Annotated in this window: 13 protein-coding genes; 1 reads left to right on the plus strand and 12 read right to left on the minus strand. The window is 33.8% G+C overall.

The features are described 5' to 3' along the window. Window positions 1-14 precede the first annotated feature (14 nt). The 4 genes from truB to OH806_RS07775 form a co-directional block, all read right to left on the minus strand. A complete protein-coding gene (gene truB, locus OH806_RS07760; protein ID WP_264743110.1) occupies window positions 15-713 on the minus strand; it encodes a tRNA pseudouridine(55) synthase TruB in 699 nt (232 codons plus the stop codon). A 39-nt stretch (window positions 714-752) separates the two neighbouring features. Further along, entirely contained in the window at window positions 753-1,571 is an 819-nt protein-coding gene (locus OH806_RS07765) for an undecaprenyl-diphosphate phosphatase (RefSeq protein ID WP_264743111.1), read from the minus strand. Window positions 1,572-1,670: 99 nt separating this feature from the next. After that, a complete protein-coding gene (locus tag OH806_RS07770) occupies window positions 1,671-1,970 on the minus strand; it encodes a DUF3098 domain-containing protein (protein ID WP_264743112.1) in 300 nt (99 codons plus the stop codon). Between the two features lie 2 nt (window positions 1,971-1,972). Further along, a complete protein-coding gene (locus OH806_RS07775; protein WP_264743113.1) occupies window positions 1,973-2,872 on the minus strand; it encodes a cell division protein FtsX in 900 nt (299 codons plus the stop codon). A 92-nt stretch (window positions 2,873-2,964) separates the two neighbouring features. Between OH806_RS07775 and rsmA the strand changes: the two genes are divergently transcribed. Further along, window positions 2,965-3,735: a 16S rRNA (adenine(1518)-N(6)/adenine(1519)-N(6))-dimethyltransferase RsmA gene (gene rsmA, locus OH806_RS07780; RefSeq protein WP_264743114.1), complete on the plus strand. Its 771-nt coding sequence runs from the start codon at window positions 2,965-2,967 to the stop codon at window positions 3,733-3,735. 66 nt (window positions 3,736-3,801) lie between these two features. Here rsmA and OH806_RS07785 read toward each other — a convergent pair whose 3' ends face one another. From OH806_RS07785 to OH806_RS07820, 8 genes are all read right to left on the minus strand, one after another. After that, entirely contained in the window at window positions 3,802-6,171 is a 2,370-nt protein-coding gene (locus OH806_RS07785) for a choice-of-anchor L domain-containing protein (protein WP_264743115.1), read from the minus strand. A gap of 120 nt (window positions 6,172-6,291) precedes the next feature. Then, on the minus strand, window positions 6,292-9,894 hold the full coding sequence (locus OH806_RS07790; RefSeq protein ID WP_264743116.1) for a choice-of-anchor L domain-containing protein: 3,603 nt from the start codon (window positions 9,892-9,894) through the stop codon (window positions 6,292-6,294). A 174-nt stretch (window positions 9,895-10,068) separates the two neighbouring features. Next, on the minus strand, window positions 10,069-12,444 hold the full coding sequence (locus OH806_RS07795; RefSeq protein ID WP_264743117.1) for a choice-of-anchor L domain-containing protein: 2,376 nt from the start codon (window positions 12,442-12,444) through the stop codon (window positions 10,069-10,071). 244 nt (window positions 12,445-12,688) lie between these two features. Continuing rightward, on the minus strand, window positions 12,689-13,249 hold the full coding sequence (locus tag OH806_RS07800) for a DUF1003 domain-containing protein (protein ID WP_264743118.1): 561 nt from the start codon (window positions 13,247-13,249) through the stop codon (window positions 12,689-12,691). 6 nt (window positions 13,250-13,255) lie between these two features. Next, window positions 13,256-14,020 carry a TIGR02757 family protein gene (locus OH806_RS07805; protein WP_264743469.1) on the minus strand — a complete coding sequence of 255 codons (765 nt, stop codon included), beginning with the start codon at window positions 14,018-14,020 and terminating at the stop codon, window positions 13,256-13,258. Window positions 14,021-14,030: 10 nt separating this feature from the next. Further along, the gene (locus tag OH806_RS07810; protein WP_264743119.1) at window positions 14,031-14,945 is read right to left on the minus strand and encodes a ribonuclease Z; all 915 of its coding nucleotides are present in this window, start codon (window positions 14,943-14,945) and stop codon (window positions 14,031-14,033) included. A gap of 97 nt (window positions 14,946-15,042) precedes the next feature. Beyond that, the gene (gene rdgB, locus OH806_RS07815; protein WP_264743120.1) at window positions 15,043-15,624 is read right to left on the minus strand and encodes an RdgB/HAM1 family non-canonical purine NTP pyrophosphatase; all 582 of its coding nucleotides are present in this window, start codon (window positions 15,622-15,624) and stop codon (window positions 15,043-15,045) included. A gap of 13 nt (window positions 15,625-15,637) precedes the next feature. Further along, window positions 15,638-16,468, minus strand: coding sequence for a CPBP family intramembrane glutamic endopeptidase (locus tag OH806_RS07820; RefSeq protein ID WP_264743121.1), 831 nt, complete (start codon window positions 16,466-16,468; stop codon window positions 15,638-15,640). Window positions 16,469-16,613: the final 145 nt, after the last annotated feature.

The raw sequence follows: 16,613 nt of genomic DNA on the forward strand, positions 1-16,613 counted from the left end.
AAGGCGTTTTTTAATTATAAACTTTCAAATCTGAAATCATTATTCAAAAATTCATCAGTTGCATCTTCAATCTTATAATCTCCGATTTTCGTTCTTCTCAATTGAGTAAGATAAGCTCCGACACCCAATTCTTGACCTATATCATGAGCCAAACTACGAATATAAGTGCCTTTTGAACAACCAACTGTAAAACTCACCAAAGGAAAATTAATCTTAACTTCTTTTATATAGAAAATGGTTGTCTTTCTCGATTTCATCTCAACCTCCTCACCTGCTCTCGCCAAATTGTAAGCTCTTTCTCCATCAATTTTAATTGCTGAGAACACGGGTGGTTTTTGTTCAATTTCACCAACAAATTTTTCCAATACTTGATAAACCAGCTCTTCTGTAATATTTGAAATATCCTGATGAAGAATTTCCGGTTTTTCGGTATCGTAAGATTCTGTTTGAACTCCTATTTTTATCTCAGTCCAATATTCTTTAGGAGCATCCTGAATTTCGGGAATCTTTTTCGTAAATTTTCCGCAACAAACAATTAAAAGTCCTGTAGCTCTAGGATCTAGCGTTCCCGCATGACCGATCTTAAATTTTTTAGGTAAATTAAACTCTCTTTTGAGTTTATATTTCATTTTATTGACTGCCTGAAAAGAAGTCCAATCCAAAGGTTTGTCCAATAAAAATATATGTCCTGATTGTAAATCTTCTGCGGTCATTTAGTTTGAATAATAAATAATTTAGTACGTTTTTTATGCTTATTTAAAGAAATAAAAATAAATCAACAAAGCAATTCCCACAAAAATACGATACCAACCCCAAGGTTTGAAACCATATTTATTTAAAACACCAATAAATGCTTTGATAGCGATTAACGCAACAATGAAAGCAACTATATTTCCGACAATGAAAATTGTAATATGCTCCTGCGATGCCAAGATCATTTCATATCCTTTCTGAGGGTTTCCCGTTTCTTTTCCCCAAGTTTTCACAAAAACCGAATAAACTGTTACCGCCAACATTGTAGGAACAGCCAAAAAGAAAGAGAATTCGGCAGCCGCTTTTCTCGTTAGTCCTTGAGCCATACCTCCTATAATTGATGCTGCACTTCTACTCGTTCCGGGCATCATCGCTAAACATTGCCAAAACCCGATTATAACCGCATTTTTGATTGTAATTCCTTTTTCATCATCAATTTTAGGATTCTTGAACCATTTGTCTGCAAACAACAAAACCACTCCACCTAAAACCAAAACAGAAGAGATAGCAATTTGGTTTCCTAAAACAGCTTCAATTTTATCATCCAATAAATATCCTAAAGCCAATGCCGGAATTACTGCAAAACCCAATTTAAAATAAAATTGTAGGTTTTTTAAATCAAAGAACTTTTTCCAATACGCTACAACAACCGATAAAATTGCTCCAAACTGAATGGAAACCTGAAACATTTTCAAAAACTCATCTTCCGGCAAACCTAATAGACTAGCCGTAAACCCCATATGTGCAGTTGAAGAAATCGGAAGATATTCCGTAAGTCCTTCAATGATAGCAATAATTATTGCTTTGATTAAATCCATATTATATTTATAAAAACATAGAGATTAAGAAATTAAGAGATTTAGACATTACGTTCTAAATTTCCGAATCTTTTAATCTCTAAAATAAAAGTTTGTAAATTATTTTCTTTTTAAAATCGCATACACTTCAATTGCAAAACCAATGACAACAAACAAAGGTGCAATTCTGATTCTACGGATTGAAAAAATGCCGTCATTCCAAGAATTTGGGTCAAACTTTCCATCAACGGTGTTTGCATCCGGCCCCATCATTAAAAGAAAGCCCACAACAATGAAAGCCAAGCCAATCAACATCCATTTGAAGTTTTGCTGCCCGAAATAGAAAGTGTTTTCCTGTGAAGTTTCAGATGTTTCTTTTCCAAAACTTTCTGCGGAAAATTTATTTGTTTTTTTGCTCATTTTTAAGAGTAATATAAGTCGTCAACGTTTGATCTTAAGAATCTCCAAGTCGCAATAACTGTACTTAAAACCGTAATAAAAATACCTACACCAAATACCAATAAAACCAACCAAAAATATTGCTGATTATCCTGTACGAATGCAGAACCAATCTGACTTGTGAAATAATACCAAACCCCAAATAAAACCAATAGCCCAATTACCGAACCAATTGCTCCTAAAACGACTGCTTCTATGATGAAAGGCTTCAAAATAAATCTTCTCTTAGCACCTACCAACTGCATGGTTTTGATAATAAATCTTTTAGAGAATATCTTCAGACGGATTGAATTATTAATTAAGACAACAGCCAAAACTAAAAATAGAATAGAAAAACCAAGAATCCATTTTAAAATTCTACTTAAGTTATTATAGACATCAACCATCAAAGTACTATCATTCTTCACATCTATAATTCCCGGAACAGCCTTGATTGCTTTTATAGCTTCATCAATTTTTGCAGGATCTACATATTCCGGTTTCAGAGCAACTTCTATAGATGATGGGAAAATATTTTCTTCAAAAAGCGCATCACTATCAATTCCCATACTCTTTTTAGCTTCTTTCGCTGCCATATCTCTTGAAATGTAAGTCGCTTTTTTTACCGGAGCTAAAGTCTGCATTTCTTTCAATACTTCAGCTTCCATTTTTGCAATTTTTACAGAATCTTTAGCATCATAGTTTTCATCGAAGTAAGCATTTACTACAAGCTGTTCTTTGATATAGTCAGAATATTTTTGAGCATTAATTAAAATAAGCCCCATCAATCCTAACAAAAATAACACTAAGGCAATACTTATTACTACTGTAATATTGCTAGACCTAAGCCTTTTCTTATTAAACTCATCTACAGATTTAGCCATTAATATTAAAATTTTTGGCTAAAATAGAAAAAATCTTCCGAAATTTGGGAACGAAAAAGAGAAAATCACTGTTAATAAAATCATAAAAAACATTGAGTGTAAAAGCAAAAAAGCATCTTGGTCAACACTTTTTGACAGATGAAAACATCGCGAGAAAAATCGTGGAAGGTCTTAGTTTTGAAGGCTATAAAAACGTAATGGAAGTAGGTCCCGGAATGGGAGTTCTTACTAAATATCTTTTGGAAAAAGACCAAAATATATACCTTGCAGAAATTGATACAGAGTCAATAGAATATCTAAAAAACAACTATTCTAAAATTACAGAAAATACTTTTGTAGGTGATTTTCTAAAACAAAATTTTGATTTTATTAATGAAGAACAGATTGCCATCATTGGTAATTTTCCTTATAATATTTCTTCACAAATATTATTTCAAATCATTGAGCACTACGAATTAATCCCAGAAATGGTCGGGATGTTCCAAAAAGAAGTAGCTGAAAGAACGGCAGCAGTTCCGAGAACAAAAGACTATGGAATTCTTTCTGTTTTGGTTCAGGCATATTATGACACTTCATATTTATTCACAGTTCATGAAAATGTATTCAACCCACCACCAAAGGTAAAATCTGGAGTAATAAGACTAACCAGAAACCCGAAAGAAGGATTGAAAGGCAATGAAGTTCTTTTTAAGCAAATTGTAAAAGCAGGTTTTAATCAAAGAAGAAAAAAACTTTCAAATGCTTTAAAAATTTTAAATATTCCTGAAGCATTAAAAACTCATGAGTTTATGGACAAAAGAGCTGAGGAACTGAGCGTTGCAGATTTTATAAGTTTCACCATTCTCTGGAAAGAAAATCAATAAAATTCTAAAAAAAGTAAAAGCCTTTCAAAAATTTGAAAGGCTTTTATCTTACATTATCAATTAAGATTATTCTCTATTCTTTAATAAAATCCATCCTGATCTTTCCATTCTAACTTTTGACTTTTCATAATTAAAGCTGAATTTATACCAGTATGTACCTGTTGAAACTCTCTTACCTCCAATCGTTCCGTCCCAAACAGGTCTTTCTTTTGAAAATTTAAACAATTCTACACCATATCTATCATAAATAGAACCTTCAAAGTTTTTGAAATTTCCTAAGGCAGTAAGATCCAGCTTATCATTAACACCATCCTCGTTAGGTGTTATAATATTTACAATTTTCAGAGTAAAGAAGTCTATTGTTCCTACACAAGATGTTCCTTTAATTCTTACAAAAATTGTATAGTTAGTATTGTCAAGTAAATTTGTAAATACATTTGATTCCTGCCAAGAAATTCCGTTATCAATAGAATATTCTAAAACTCCTTGTATATTATTAATAGGTGGATTTTCAGCAATTACTGTTAACTTGTGATCATCACTATAAGTAATGTTTGTAAAGTAAGGAAGCGCAGCAACCATTACTTTTGCTGTAAAAGTTTTTTTACAATATCCGTTATCTATTTCTACCGAATATATTCCCGGTTGATTTACCTCAATTGTTTGGGTAGATGCTCCTGTACTCCACAAATATTTATAATTTGTTCCTGTTCCTGCATCAAGAGTTACTCTATCTCCCATACAGAATTCTACATCTTTCAATGTACTTATAATTTCATCCGTCACTTCCACCGTAACTGTTGCTGGCTGTAAAGATTTACACCCTTTTACACCAATTGCATATACATTAAACGTTGTTGTTTGATGTAAAGTAACAGTCTGGGTATCTCCTGTTCCAGAGAAATTACTCCATAAATAGGTATTTCCCCCTGTAGCTTTTAATGTAACAGATTCTCCCGGACAAATTTTCACTCTTGAAGAACTAACATGAGCCGTAGGAGTAACTTCTTTTAATAATTTTAATTCAACTAATTTACTACAGAAACCACCATTCGAAACTACTACATATAAAATCTGACCGTCACTTCCGTTATAATTTAAAATATTAGTTATATAATTATTATTTTGAGCCTGTGCATCTGCCTGATTTTCATAAAAATGGAATACTGCTCCGGTTGTCGGACTAATTAGAGGCATCGCGTCGCTTAAATCAAAAGTAGTAATATCTGGCGTAGTACAGAGTAAAAATGTTGCATCTTGGGCTAAAGGAGTTGTACCTCCATGAATTTCAATTGACGCTTTCCCTGGACAAGGATTACCTGGAACACTCACCTCAATTGTATATATCCCAGGTTGAACAGCGGTAATAGTATTTGTTGTTGCTCCAGGAATTGCAACACCATTATAAAACCATTGAAATGTCATAATAGGATCATTAACTGAAGCCGTTAATACCTGAGGAACATTATCACAAACATTAATTGATTCTGGTAAAGTAGCACCATTTGGATCCAATAGCTCTACACCAATATTAAAAGAGCCTCCTTCTAAAAATACAGCAGAGTCATAAGAGCTATCTATAGCATCTGCTAATACCATTTTGAAATGATACGCCTGTCCTGGAACCACTGTTGCAGTAGCCGTAAGAGGAATTGTTCTTCCATTGAAATTTGTTTCAATATTAGCATTATTGTATCCACCAAAAAAGTTGGCATTCGCAGCACCACAACTAAGTGTAGATCCATTGAACTGAGTAGCCGGATGAATATTGGTAACACTTACAGGACCTGCACCTCCAGGTAATACTGCCATATTAATATAAGGTCCTCCTGCAACAGGTTTTAGCAACAATGCAAAAGCATCTGAAAAACTACATGGAAAACTTCCAGTATATTCTTCTGATGCAAATAAATAATTAAATTTTACCTGGCTTGAAGTTGGTACAAAATCAAATTCTAAAATTACAGCATCATTTAGTGATCCACTTGGGTTTGTAGCTGCCACTAAATCAGGATCACTTCCAGTTGGCAAGTTATCTCCAAGCGTAGAGGTATTTAAAGAATTTCCGCCTTTTACAGCATAACCTGTGGACAATACGATCCCATCTTTAAAAGGGAAATTGGTAGTTCCTTTATGAAAATATCCCCATGATCTATTAGCATCAGAAGCTGGAAGATTAGGACTTACCTGAACATTTGACACATTTGGAGTTATACATGAATTCGTTCCTGAAGAAATTAAAACATCTTTTACTAATTGTGTAATGTTAAAATTTGATTCATTATAACCAGGAGCATTAATATCAATAAATGCTCCTGCCTTTTTAGATAAAGCAGAGGCTTTTTCTATTTGAGGCTTTCGTGGGGAGACATTTTGTGAAAATAAGCTAGTAGAATAAACTACTAGAAAAAAGAAAAAAAATATAAGTCTTCTCATAATACTTTTGTTTCAACAAATTTAATTTTTTTTTGAATATATCATATATATATTTCACTTTTTTATATCAAAAAAACAAAAAACCTTCCAAATTCAGGAAGGTTTTCGTTTTATTGATTATTAATCTCTATTCTTAAGCAATATCCAACTAGAACGAAGTTCTAATTTTTTACTTGCAGGGTTTTCCCACTGAACCTTATACCAATACGTTGCCGTAGGAAGATTAAGACCTTTTAAAGAACCTCTCCAAACAGTATTCCCTTTTGAAGCTTTAAATACTTCCGCTCCATACCTATCAAAAATAGAAGCTGCAAAATTATTATAAGTACTGATTCCTGTAAAATCTATTTCGTCATTAACACCATCAAAATTAGGTGTGATAACATTCTTCACAACAAATGTAAAATAATCTATAGACGTACTACATTTTGCCCCCACTACCCTTACCACTAAATTGTAATTTGTATTATCTAAAACATTATAAAACACGTTAGATACCTGCCAGGTAACACCTCCATCAATAGAATACTCTAAAGCTCCACCTGTAGGGTTAGAAGCGGTGATTGTAAGGACATGATTTTCATATGTAACATTCGTAAATTGAGGTAAATCCGGATTTAAAAGCTGAGCTGAAAATACTTTTGAGCAAACTCCATTACTGATTGTCACAGAATAAGTTCCAGGAATATTTGTAGAAATTGTCTGTGTTGTAGCTCCATTACTCCAAACATAAGTATAATTAGGACCTGCTCCTGCATCTAAAATCCCAAAATCACCAACACAAACATAAACATCTTGTAGCGTAGATTCAATTGCAGGAACAACCTCAATGGTAATTGATGTTGGAGTGTTTACTTTACAGCCGTTTCCACCCAGAGCAAAAACAGAATAAGTGGTAGTAGTTGCAGGTGTTACAACTTGTGTACTTCCATTACCTGTCATTCCAACCCATTCATAAGTAATACCACCACTCGCCGTTAAAGTAACAGATTCTCCAGCACAAATTTTTGTTTTTGAGGCCGCTAGTATTGCAACCGGAGGACCAACGACCACAGTTACTGTTGCAGGAGTAGTAGAAACACAACCATTTGCACCAATTGCTGTTACTGTATAAGTTGTTGTTGTAGCCGGTGATACTGTCTGAGTATTTCCTGTCCCAGGCAAACCAACCCAAGTATATGTAGCACCGCCAGAAGCTGTTAATGTAACAGATTCTCCAGGACAAATTTGAGCATGAGAAGCAGTCAATGTAGTTACAGGATTTACTTTATCTTCAATCACAGTTACATTTGCTGTATAGGTACAAGTTAAGTTTTGTGGTTGAGTTACATTTGTAACTGTTAATGTATATGTTCCGCCCGCATTTACTACCGGATTGAGAGTATTAGCACCTGAAACAATGTTCCCTCCTGTTGTAGTCCATTGAATTGTAGAACCAGCAGGAATCACAGAAGCAGAAGCATTTAATGTAACCTGAGCTGTTGTACAAGTAATCGTTTGTGGATTAGCAATCGTTAAAGTCGTTTCCTCTGTTTTTAATAACTGTAGGTTCACAACATAGCTACAGCCTCCGTTTTTTACTAAAACATAAATTGTTTGATTTCCAGGACTCACATACGCCAAAGGAGTTCCAATTGTATTTGCATTTCCTGCCAAAGCATCTGCCTGATTTACGTAATAAGCAAAAGTAATCCCAGGTGCCGGTGTTGTAATTTGTGGTTCTGCAGATGTCAAATCATATGAATTTCCGCCTTGTTGATAACATTTTAGTATTGAAGCATTTTGTACTGTTATAGGTTGAGAAACTTCAATTGTGATAGTTGCAGGGGTTTGAGAAACGCATCCATTTGCGCCTACAGCCGTCACTGTATAAGTCGTCGTAGTTGTAGGTGTTACAGTTTGAGTACTTCCTGTTCCCGGTAACCCTACCCAATTATAAGTCGTACCTCCTGAAGCTGTTAGCACAACAGATTCTCCAGCACAAATTAGTATTTTACTCGCAGTCAAGCCCGTTGTTGGTGGAGCACTATCTCCTGTTACAGTTACAGTTCCTGAAGTTGTACATGTTACATTTCCAGGTTGATATGTATTTGATATCGTCAAAGTATAAGTCCCTGCTGCATTCACTACAGGGTTCAAAGTATTGGCTCCCGAAACAATATTTCCACCAGTTGTCGTCCAGTTAAATGTAGAACCTGCAGGATAAGTTGAAGCAGTTGCATCTAAAGTTATCTGTGAGTTTGCACAAGTCAACACTGTTGGCTGAACAATAGAAGCTGTCATTTGAGGAGCTTTTACAAGTTGAAGCTGTGCTACTTTTGAACAAAATCCATTTTTAACTAATACATAAATTGTTTGATTACCAGCACTTGAATATGCAGTAGGAGTAGCAATTGTGTTTCCATTTCCTGCTAAAGCATCTGCCTGATTGACATAATATGAAAATGCAGCTCCTGGTGTTGTACTTATTGACGCTTGAGCCGAAGTTAAATCAAAAACAGTATTTCCTGCATTATAACAAGCCGTTAATGTAGCATTTTGTACAGTTGGAGAAGTCCCTCCTACAATGGTTACGCTTGCCGTTCCGGGACAAGTATTTCCAGGTAAAAGAACTTGAACAGTATATAATCCCGGTGCTGTAGCTGTATAACTCGCTCCTGTTGCTCCCGGAATAGGAGTTGTACCCTGAAACCACTGATAAGTTGCCCCTGAACCCTGTACAGAAGCTGTAAAAGTCTGTGGTGCATTATCACAAACATTAATCGATGGGGGAAGCTCAACTCCAGCAGGATCTAAAATTTTAACTCCAATATTAAATGATCCCGCCTCCAAGAAAACACCTGAATCATAGTTTGAATCCTGATAATCAGCCAAAACCATTTTGAAATGATACGTCTGTCCCGGCACAACAGTAGCTTTCGCAGTTAGCGGAATTGTACGACCACTAAAATTTGTCTGAATATTTGTTGTATTATAACCTCCGAAATAGGTAGGGTTTGCCGCAGCACAGTTAAGCGGACCGCCATCAAATTTTGTAGAAGGGTGAATATTGGTAACACTTACAGGACCTGCTCCCCCAGGTAAAACCGCGAGGTTTGTATAAGGTCCTCCAGAAGCAGGTCGTAACAATAACGCAAAACCATCCCCTATTGTACAAGGAAAGTTTCCTTCGTACTCTTCTGAAGCAAAAATATATCTGAAAGTAACCTCTGTAGAAGTCGGTATAAAATCAAACTCGATATAAGTAGCATCGTGCAATTCACTATTAGGAACTCCAAGAGCTGTGGCAAGATCTGTATCACCACTTGTTGTAAGTCCGTCATTTAATTGGCCAGCCTGAAAAGCATTTCCCGATTTTCTGGCATGTCCTGTAGTAAGAACAATCCCTTTTTCAAACGGAAAAGCAGTTGTTCCTTTATTAAAAAAACCCCAACTTCTTCCCTGGTCACTTGCTGATAAATTAGGAGAAACAGCAACATTACTTACATTAGCACTTGTACATGTAGAACCTCCCGTAATGAGAACGTCTTTTATCAATTGAGTAATATTGTATCCAGATTCCGGATAAGCCGCAGTATTAACATCTATAAAGGCTCCCGCTTTCATTGTAGATGGTGTAGCTCTATTAAGACTACCGTTCTTTCTGTTTTGAGAAAAAACAAAATTACTTATAAAAGCCAGAAATAAAGCCAAAAATAAACTTCCTGTCCTCCTATTTAACATTTTATATTATTTTAAACAAAAATACTATTTTTTTTGATTGAAATTCAATTTTAAACAAAATGCATTATTTGCAATATTTATTTATTTACATTTAAATATCAATTTCGTTTTTAAATACTAAACAAAAAAAGACCAACAAATCGTCAGTCTTTTTTAATATTTGAATTTATTTAATTATTCAATATTTTTTAATAAAATCCAGCCTGTTTTTACAACCAGTTGTTTACTCGCAGGATCTTCAAAAGTAACCTGATACCAATAAGAAGCTGTAGGAAGACGTTTTCCTTGGAAATATCCATCCCAATAAGGGGTCAATGAACTAGCCTTGAAAACTTCTTTTCCGTAACGATCAAAAATCACTCCTTTAAAATCTTTATAATCACTCACTCCTCTGAAATCAATAATATCATTTACATTATCTCCATTTGGAGTAATAACATTTTGCATCACAAAGGTGAAATATTCAACAAAGCTGACACAGCTGGTAAATTTCACTCTCACCCTGATAGAAATGACAGTATTCTTTGGAACGTTTGTAAATACGTTAGAATTATGCCATGTTAACCCATTATCAATAGAATATTCAAGGGGTCCGTTACTTGGATTACTAGCTGTAATCGTCATCACACCATTATCTTTATAATCAACATTAATAATTTCTGGAATGATAGCTCTTACTACTTTAGTTGTATAATCTTTTGTACAAACACCATTAGTAATAGTAACAGTATATGTACCCGGAGTATTTACACTTATTGTCTGAGATGTATCTCCTGTATTCCAGATGTAAGTATAATTTGGACCCTGACCTGCATCTAAAGTAATCTGATCACCTTCACAAATCATTCCTCCTTTTAAATTAGAAACAAGAGCCGGAACAACTTCAATCGTAATGGTTGCAGGTTGAGCAGATTTACAGTTTTGAGCACCAATTGCATAAACAGTATATGTAGTAGTTTGAGTAGGACTAACTGTTCTTACAGCACCTGTATTGGATGTATCCCCCCATTGGTAAGTCACACCACCCGAAGCTGTTAACACAACAGATTCACCAGAACAAATTCTTAATCTCGGAGCACTTACCTGTGCTATCGGAAGATCTTCTTTATTTAAAGTTAAAGTAACCATTTTACTACAAAACGCACCATCTGTGACTACTACATATAAAACCTGTCCGTCAGTTCCGTTGTAATTTGCTAAGTTAGCTTCAGGAATAAAGGTATTATCCTGAGCCTGTGCTCCTGCCTGAGTCGGATAAAAACGAAATACCGCACCTTGAGTTGTACTAATTTGTGGTTTAGCATCGTTTAAATTAAATGTATTATTAGTTGGAGTAGCACAAAGTTTCATTGTTGCATTTTGTGCAGTAGGCGTTGTACCACCTACTATAGTAATTACAGCAGAACCTGGGCAATTATTTCCCGGCACAGAAACTTTTACTTCATAAACTCCTGGAGAGGTTGCAACATAAGTTCCAGTAGTAGCTCCATTAATCAATACATCATTTTTATACCATTGAAAAGTCATCCCAGCAACAGTACTAACCTGAGCGACCAATGTCTGTGGTGTATTATCACACATCTTCACTTCATTAGGCAGAACAGCTCCACTACCATCAACAATTTTGATACCTATATCGAAAGAGCCTCCTTCAATAAATACAGCAGAATCATAACCAGTATCTCTGTAGTCTGATAAAACCATCTTGAAATGATAAGCAACACCAGGAGTGACATCAGCAATTGCAGTCAGAGGAATTGTTCTACCTTCATAGTTTGTAACAATATTAGAAGAAGAATTATATCCTGCAAAATAAGTTTCATTTATAGCAGGACAAGATAATGTTGAACCATTTGCTTGTGTACTTCCATGAATATTAGTCATACTTACAGGCCCAGCTCCTCCCGGTAAAACAGCTACATTTACATAAGGACCTCCACTTACAGGTCTAATTAATAAAGCAAATGCATCTGAATATTGACACGGATAATTTCCTGTATATTCTTCAGAAGCAAAGAGATAATTAAATTTCACCTGATTGGAATTCGGCACAAAATCAAACTCCAGCATTACATTATCTTTGTAATCATAATTAGGGTCGGGGTTAGGAACGGCAGCAAGTAAATCAGGATCATTAATTCCGGCACCTGTAACTGCAGTACTCACAGCAGAAGCAACATTTCCTGCCTGTCTGGCATATCCTGTAGTCAGGACAATACCGTCCGTAAAAGGAAAGTTTGTAGTTCCTTTATGAAAATAGCCCCAAAATCTATTATTGTCACTAACCGCTTGAGTAGGAGTTACCGTTACATTCGTTACATTCGGTACCGAACAGGCTGAACCTCCATTAATAAGGATATCTTTTACAAGTTGTTCTGCACTATAAGTAGATGGAGTATAGCCCGTGGCGTTTACATCTATAAAAACTCCAGCTTTGTTATTTATAGAAGTTACAATGTTTTTAGGTGCTTTCCTTTGAGAAAAAGCTGATGTAGAAACAGCCAAAGTCAATAAGGATAAAAAGTAGTTTTTTAGTCTATAATTTAACATTTTGTAATTGTTATTTATCCAAAAATACTATTTTTTTTAATCAAATCATTAGCAAATCACATTATTATTAACAATAATACAATTTACAACATCAACATATATACAAATTTGATCTATGTCAATAAAAAAAAGACTAATTAATAACCAGTCTTTTTTTTATATCAGATAAATTATTCTATGTTTTTCAAAAAATACAGTCTATTCATCTTTAGATTTTTTTTTGATTAAGAAGGGATTTAAAATATTATTCCTTTTTAAGATTATCTATCATATTTTGAAGTTCACTAATTTTGTCTTTCAAAACTTTGATTTCATTTTTATTAGAGCTTACATTGCTCTTTAACATAACGTTCTTGGCTCTCTCACTGTGGTCTTCATCATCATCTTCATCATTAATTTCCTCAATATCTTCTTGAATATCCTCAATGTCCTCATTAATTTCCTCGATATCTTCACTGATTTCTTCAATATCCTCACTAATCTCCTCAATATCTTCTTGGATGTCTTCGATATCTTCACTAATTTCTTCAATATCTTCCTGAATATCTTCAATTTTTTCGTGACTTCTATTAACAGCCATTTGAATAAAAATAGCCAAGTAAATAGCTTCTAATGATAAAACTGTTGTAAGAATGAGCAGCATTTTATCAAATTCTACAATACCTGCAACTGGTAGCAGAAATGATATCATAAATATCAAACTATGAGCAATAAGTGATGGTATAGAACCAATCCACCAAGTAATCTTATCTGCAATTTTTTCTAAATGCTTTATTTTTTCTACTTTGTTTTTATCTCTTGCCATAGTTTTTTAAAATTCTTTAGTCACACCTAATCCAAATAATGCAAAATCGTATTTTGCGGGATCTCTATCATCAAATTTTCTTATTGCAACATCCAACTCTTCAACAGTTTTCCAATCGTTTTGTGTTCTTGAAATAAGTTCTAATTTTCTCGAAATATTTCCCGTATGCACATCTAAAGGAATCGACAAATATTTCTGATCAATATTTTTCCATATCCCAAAATCTACCCCATGCTTATCTTTACGAACCATCCATCGAAGAAACATAATAATTCTTTTCGCGGAAGAATTTTTGTAAGGAGAACTTACATGTTTATGACTTCTGTGTTTTTCTGTTTGTAGAAAATTATTTCTAAAACGTTCAATCGCATGTTGAAAATTGGTCTCTGAATCATTTACTTTGAATAAATCTTCCAGACTTTTATTTTCATTATATATCCTATTAAATTGTTTAATAAAATAAGTAAAATCTTCTCCGTTAAAAGTTCTGTGAATGCTTTTATTCTGAATTTCCTTTACATCTTTTTCAGAATGATTTAAAACAAAATCATAAGGTGAATTCCCCATAATATCAAGCATTTTTTCGGCAGATTTTATGATTGATTTTCTATTTCCCCATGAAATCGTTGCCGTCAAAAAACCTGAAATTTCTATATCTTGTTGTAAAGAAAAACGATGCGGAATCTGTATAGGATCATTTTCTATAAACTCAGGATGATTATACTGCTCTGCTTTTTCATCCAGAAAACTTCTTAAATCTTCAAACTCCAACATAAGAAATCTAAATTTTTACAGCTTCCAGTGCTTTTGGCAAAAACGTATTCGGGAAAATACTTCTTGCCTCATCCGTAAATACTGTTAAATCTGCATATCTATTAGAAAAATGTCCTAAAATTAATTTTCCGACCTGCGCTTTTTGAGCAATTGTTGCAGCCTCCAAAGCTGTTGTATGACCTGTATAATCTGCCATTTCTTTCAAATCATGCAAAAATGTAGATTCATGATACATCACAGTAGCATTTTTCACAATAGGAATTACGCTTTCCAAATATCTCGTATCACTACAAAACGCATAAGAGACTGAAGGAGCAGGATCAACTGTTAGTTTTTTATTTTCAAGAACATAACCATCACTTAAAACAAAATCTTTTCCAGCTTTGATATTATGATAATCGCAGGTTTCTATTTCGCTGTATTTGGCAATTTCCTTCATATTCAAATGCCTGTCTTTCGGTTTTTCTTTGAAAAGATAACCGTTACAGTAAATCCTGTGATCTAACGGAATAGTATAAACTTCTACCCTGTTGTCTTCATATATTTTCTCCGAGTATTTTTTATCCAGCTCATGATAAACCACTTCAAAGCCACGATGTGTTTCCGTAATGGTAAAAATAGTTTCCAGCATTTGTTTAATACCTTTCGGACCATAAACATGCAAAGGCGTTTCTCTTCCCAGTAATCTGAAAGATGCAATCAAGCCCGGCAAACCAAAACAATGATCACCATGTAAATGAGAAATGAATATATGATTTATTTTGGAAAATTTCGCTTTTGCTTTTCTTAGCTGAACCTGAGTTCCTTCCCCACAATCAATCAAAAAATGTCGCTCTTCCATCTCCAACAACTGAGATGTCGGCGAAGAATTAATCGTAGGAATTGCTGAATTAAAGCCTAATATCGTTAAATAAGTACTCAAATCAATAATTTATAATGATGGCAAATGTACAACACATTTAATTTTAAAAACAAAAAGCTTCAAAATTTATATAAATAGTGTTGATTTGCTTTTTAAATTAATCAATAACCTTTAAAAAATCTAAGAATAAGTCAAGAGCCTGTTTTCTATGGCTGATTTTATTTTTATCCTGAGGCTCCATTTCTGCAAAAGTGATTTCATGACCTTCCGGAACAAAAATAGGATCATACCCAAACCCTTTAAAACCTTTATTTTCCGTCAATAAGTTTCCGTGAACTCTGCCATCAAAATATTTTGCTCCATTCTCATCATAGTAACATAAAACTGTGATAAAATATGCCTTTCTATTTTCAATGCCCTCCATTTCACTTAAAACTTTTGAAATATTTTTAGCAAAATCGTGATCTCCTGCATAACGAGCCGAAAAAATGCCGGGTCTTCCATCTAAAGACTCCACAACCAAGCCACTATCATCTCCCAAACTCGGAATCCCCGTTTTTTCAAAACAATATTTAGCTTTAATTAAAGCATTAGCATTGAAAGAATCCCCATCTTCAACAATTTCATCATGAATATTGTAATCAGTAAGACTTTTCACAAGAAAATCATCACCTAAAATCTGCTGTATTTCTTCTTTTTTGTGTTCATTGTGCGTGGCAACCAATAACTCCATTTTCATTTTCACTTTTATTTTAAATTTCAGAATAATGCACTTTATATTTCTTCGTAAAAAGATAATAGAATAAAGAGAAAATCACTATTCCGATTGCTAATATAATCCATTCAGAAACCTTAAAAGCCTCTGCAAAACTTTCATTTTTAGTATAAGTAATTAATAATGTAGAACACAGATTATTAAAACCATGCAATAATATTGGTAACAATAAAGATTTTGTCTTAAAATATACCAAACCTAATACACAACCCAATAAAACCGCACCTACAAATTGCCAAGGATTTCCGTGAACCAGCCCAAAAATAAGGGAAGCAAATAAAATCGCCTTCCAAGGCTTTATACCTTTATTTATCAATCCTTTCTGAATAATTCCTCTGAAAATAATTTCTTCGAAAATAGGAGCCATAATTACTGCTGTAATAATCATCACAGCAGGATCATCCGTCAACTGCTCCATCAGCTTAGAAAAAAATTCATAAAATTCCCCAAAGAAAGGACCTGTAATAGGAATCTGAGATGTAATGAACTCAGCAATAAACATCATCCCAAGCATTAAAGGGAAAACTAATATATAAGTATAAAAATTTGTAGTAGAAAAATTAAAATTAAGCTTTCTTCCTGTAGTTCTTCTTACAATAAAAAAATCAAAAAAAGCAATAGCAGAAAGGAATCCTGCCGCATTGGAAAGCATGAAAAACCAATCTTTGTATTGCAGATTTTGTTTGAAAGTAAACATCCAAAATACATTAAAAAATGAAACAATCATTGTTCCGACAAGCAACCCTACAAATAAAGTCAAGCCACCAAGCCATGTAAATGTAAACTTCGGATATTTGCTGTTTTCCATGTTCCTTTTTTATTTTTTATTGGAAACAAAGATAATTATTTTGAATTACGAATAATGAACAAATCAATTTAGAATTGCGAATTTCTAAAGTTGAGTTTGTTTAAACTTATTAAAAATTTATAAACCATTAAGAGGTTAAGGTAAT

The sequence above is a fragment of the Chryseobacterium oryctis genome, from assembly GCF_025971925.1.
GTDB classification, from domain to species: Bacteria; Bacteroidota; Bacteroidia; order Flavobacteriales; family Weeksellaceae; genus Chryseobacterium; species Chryseobacterium oryctis.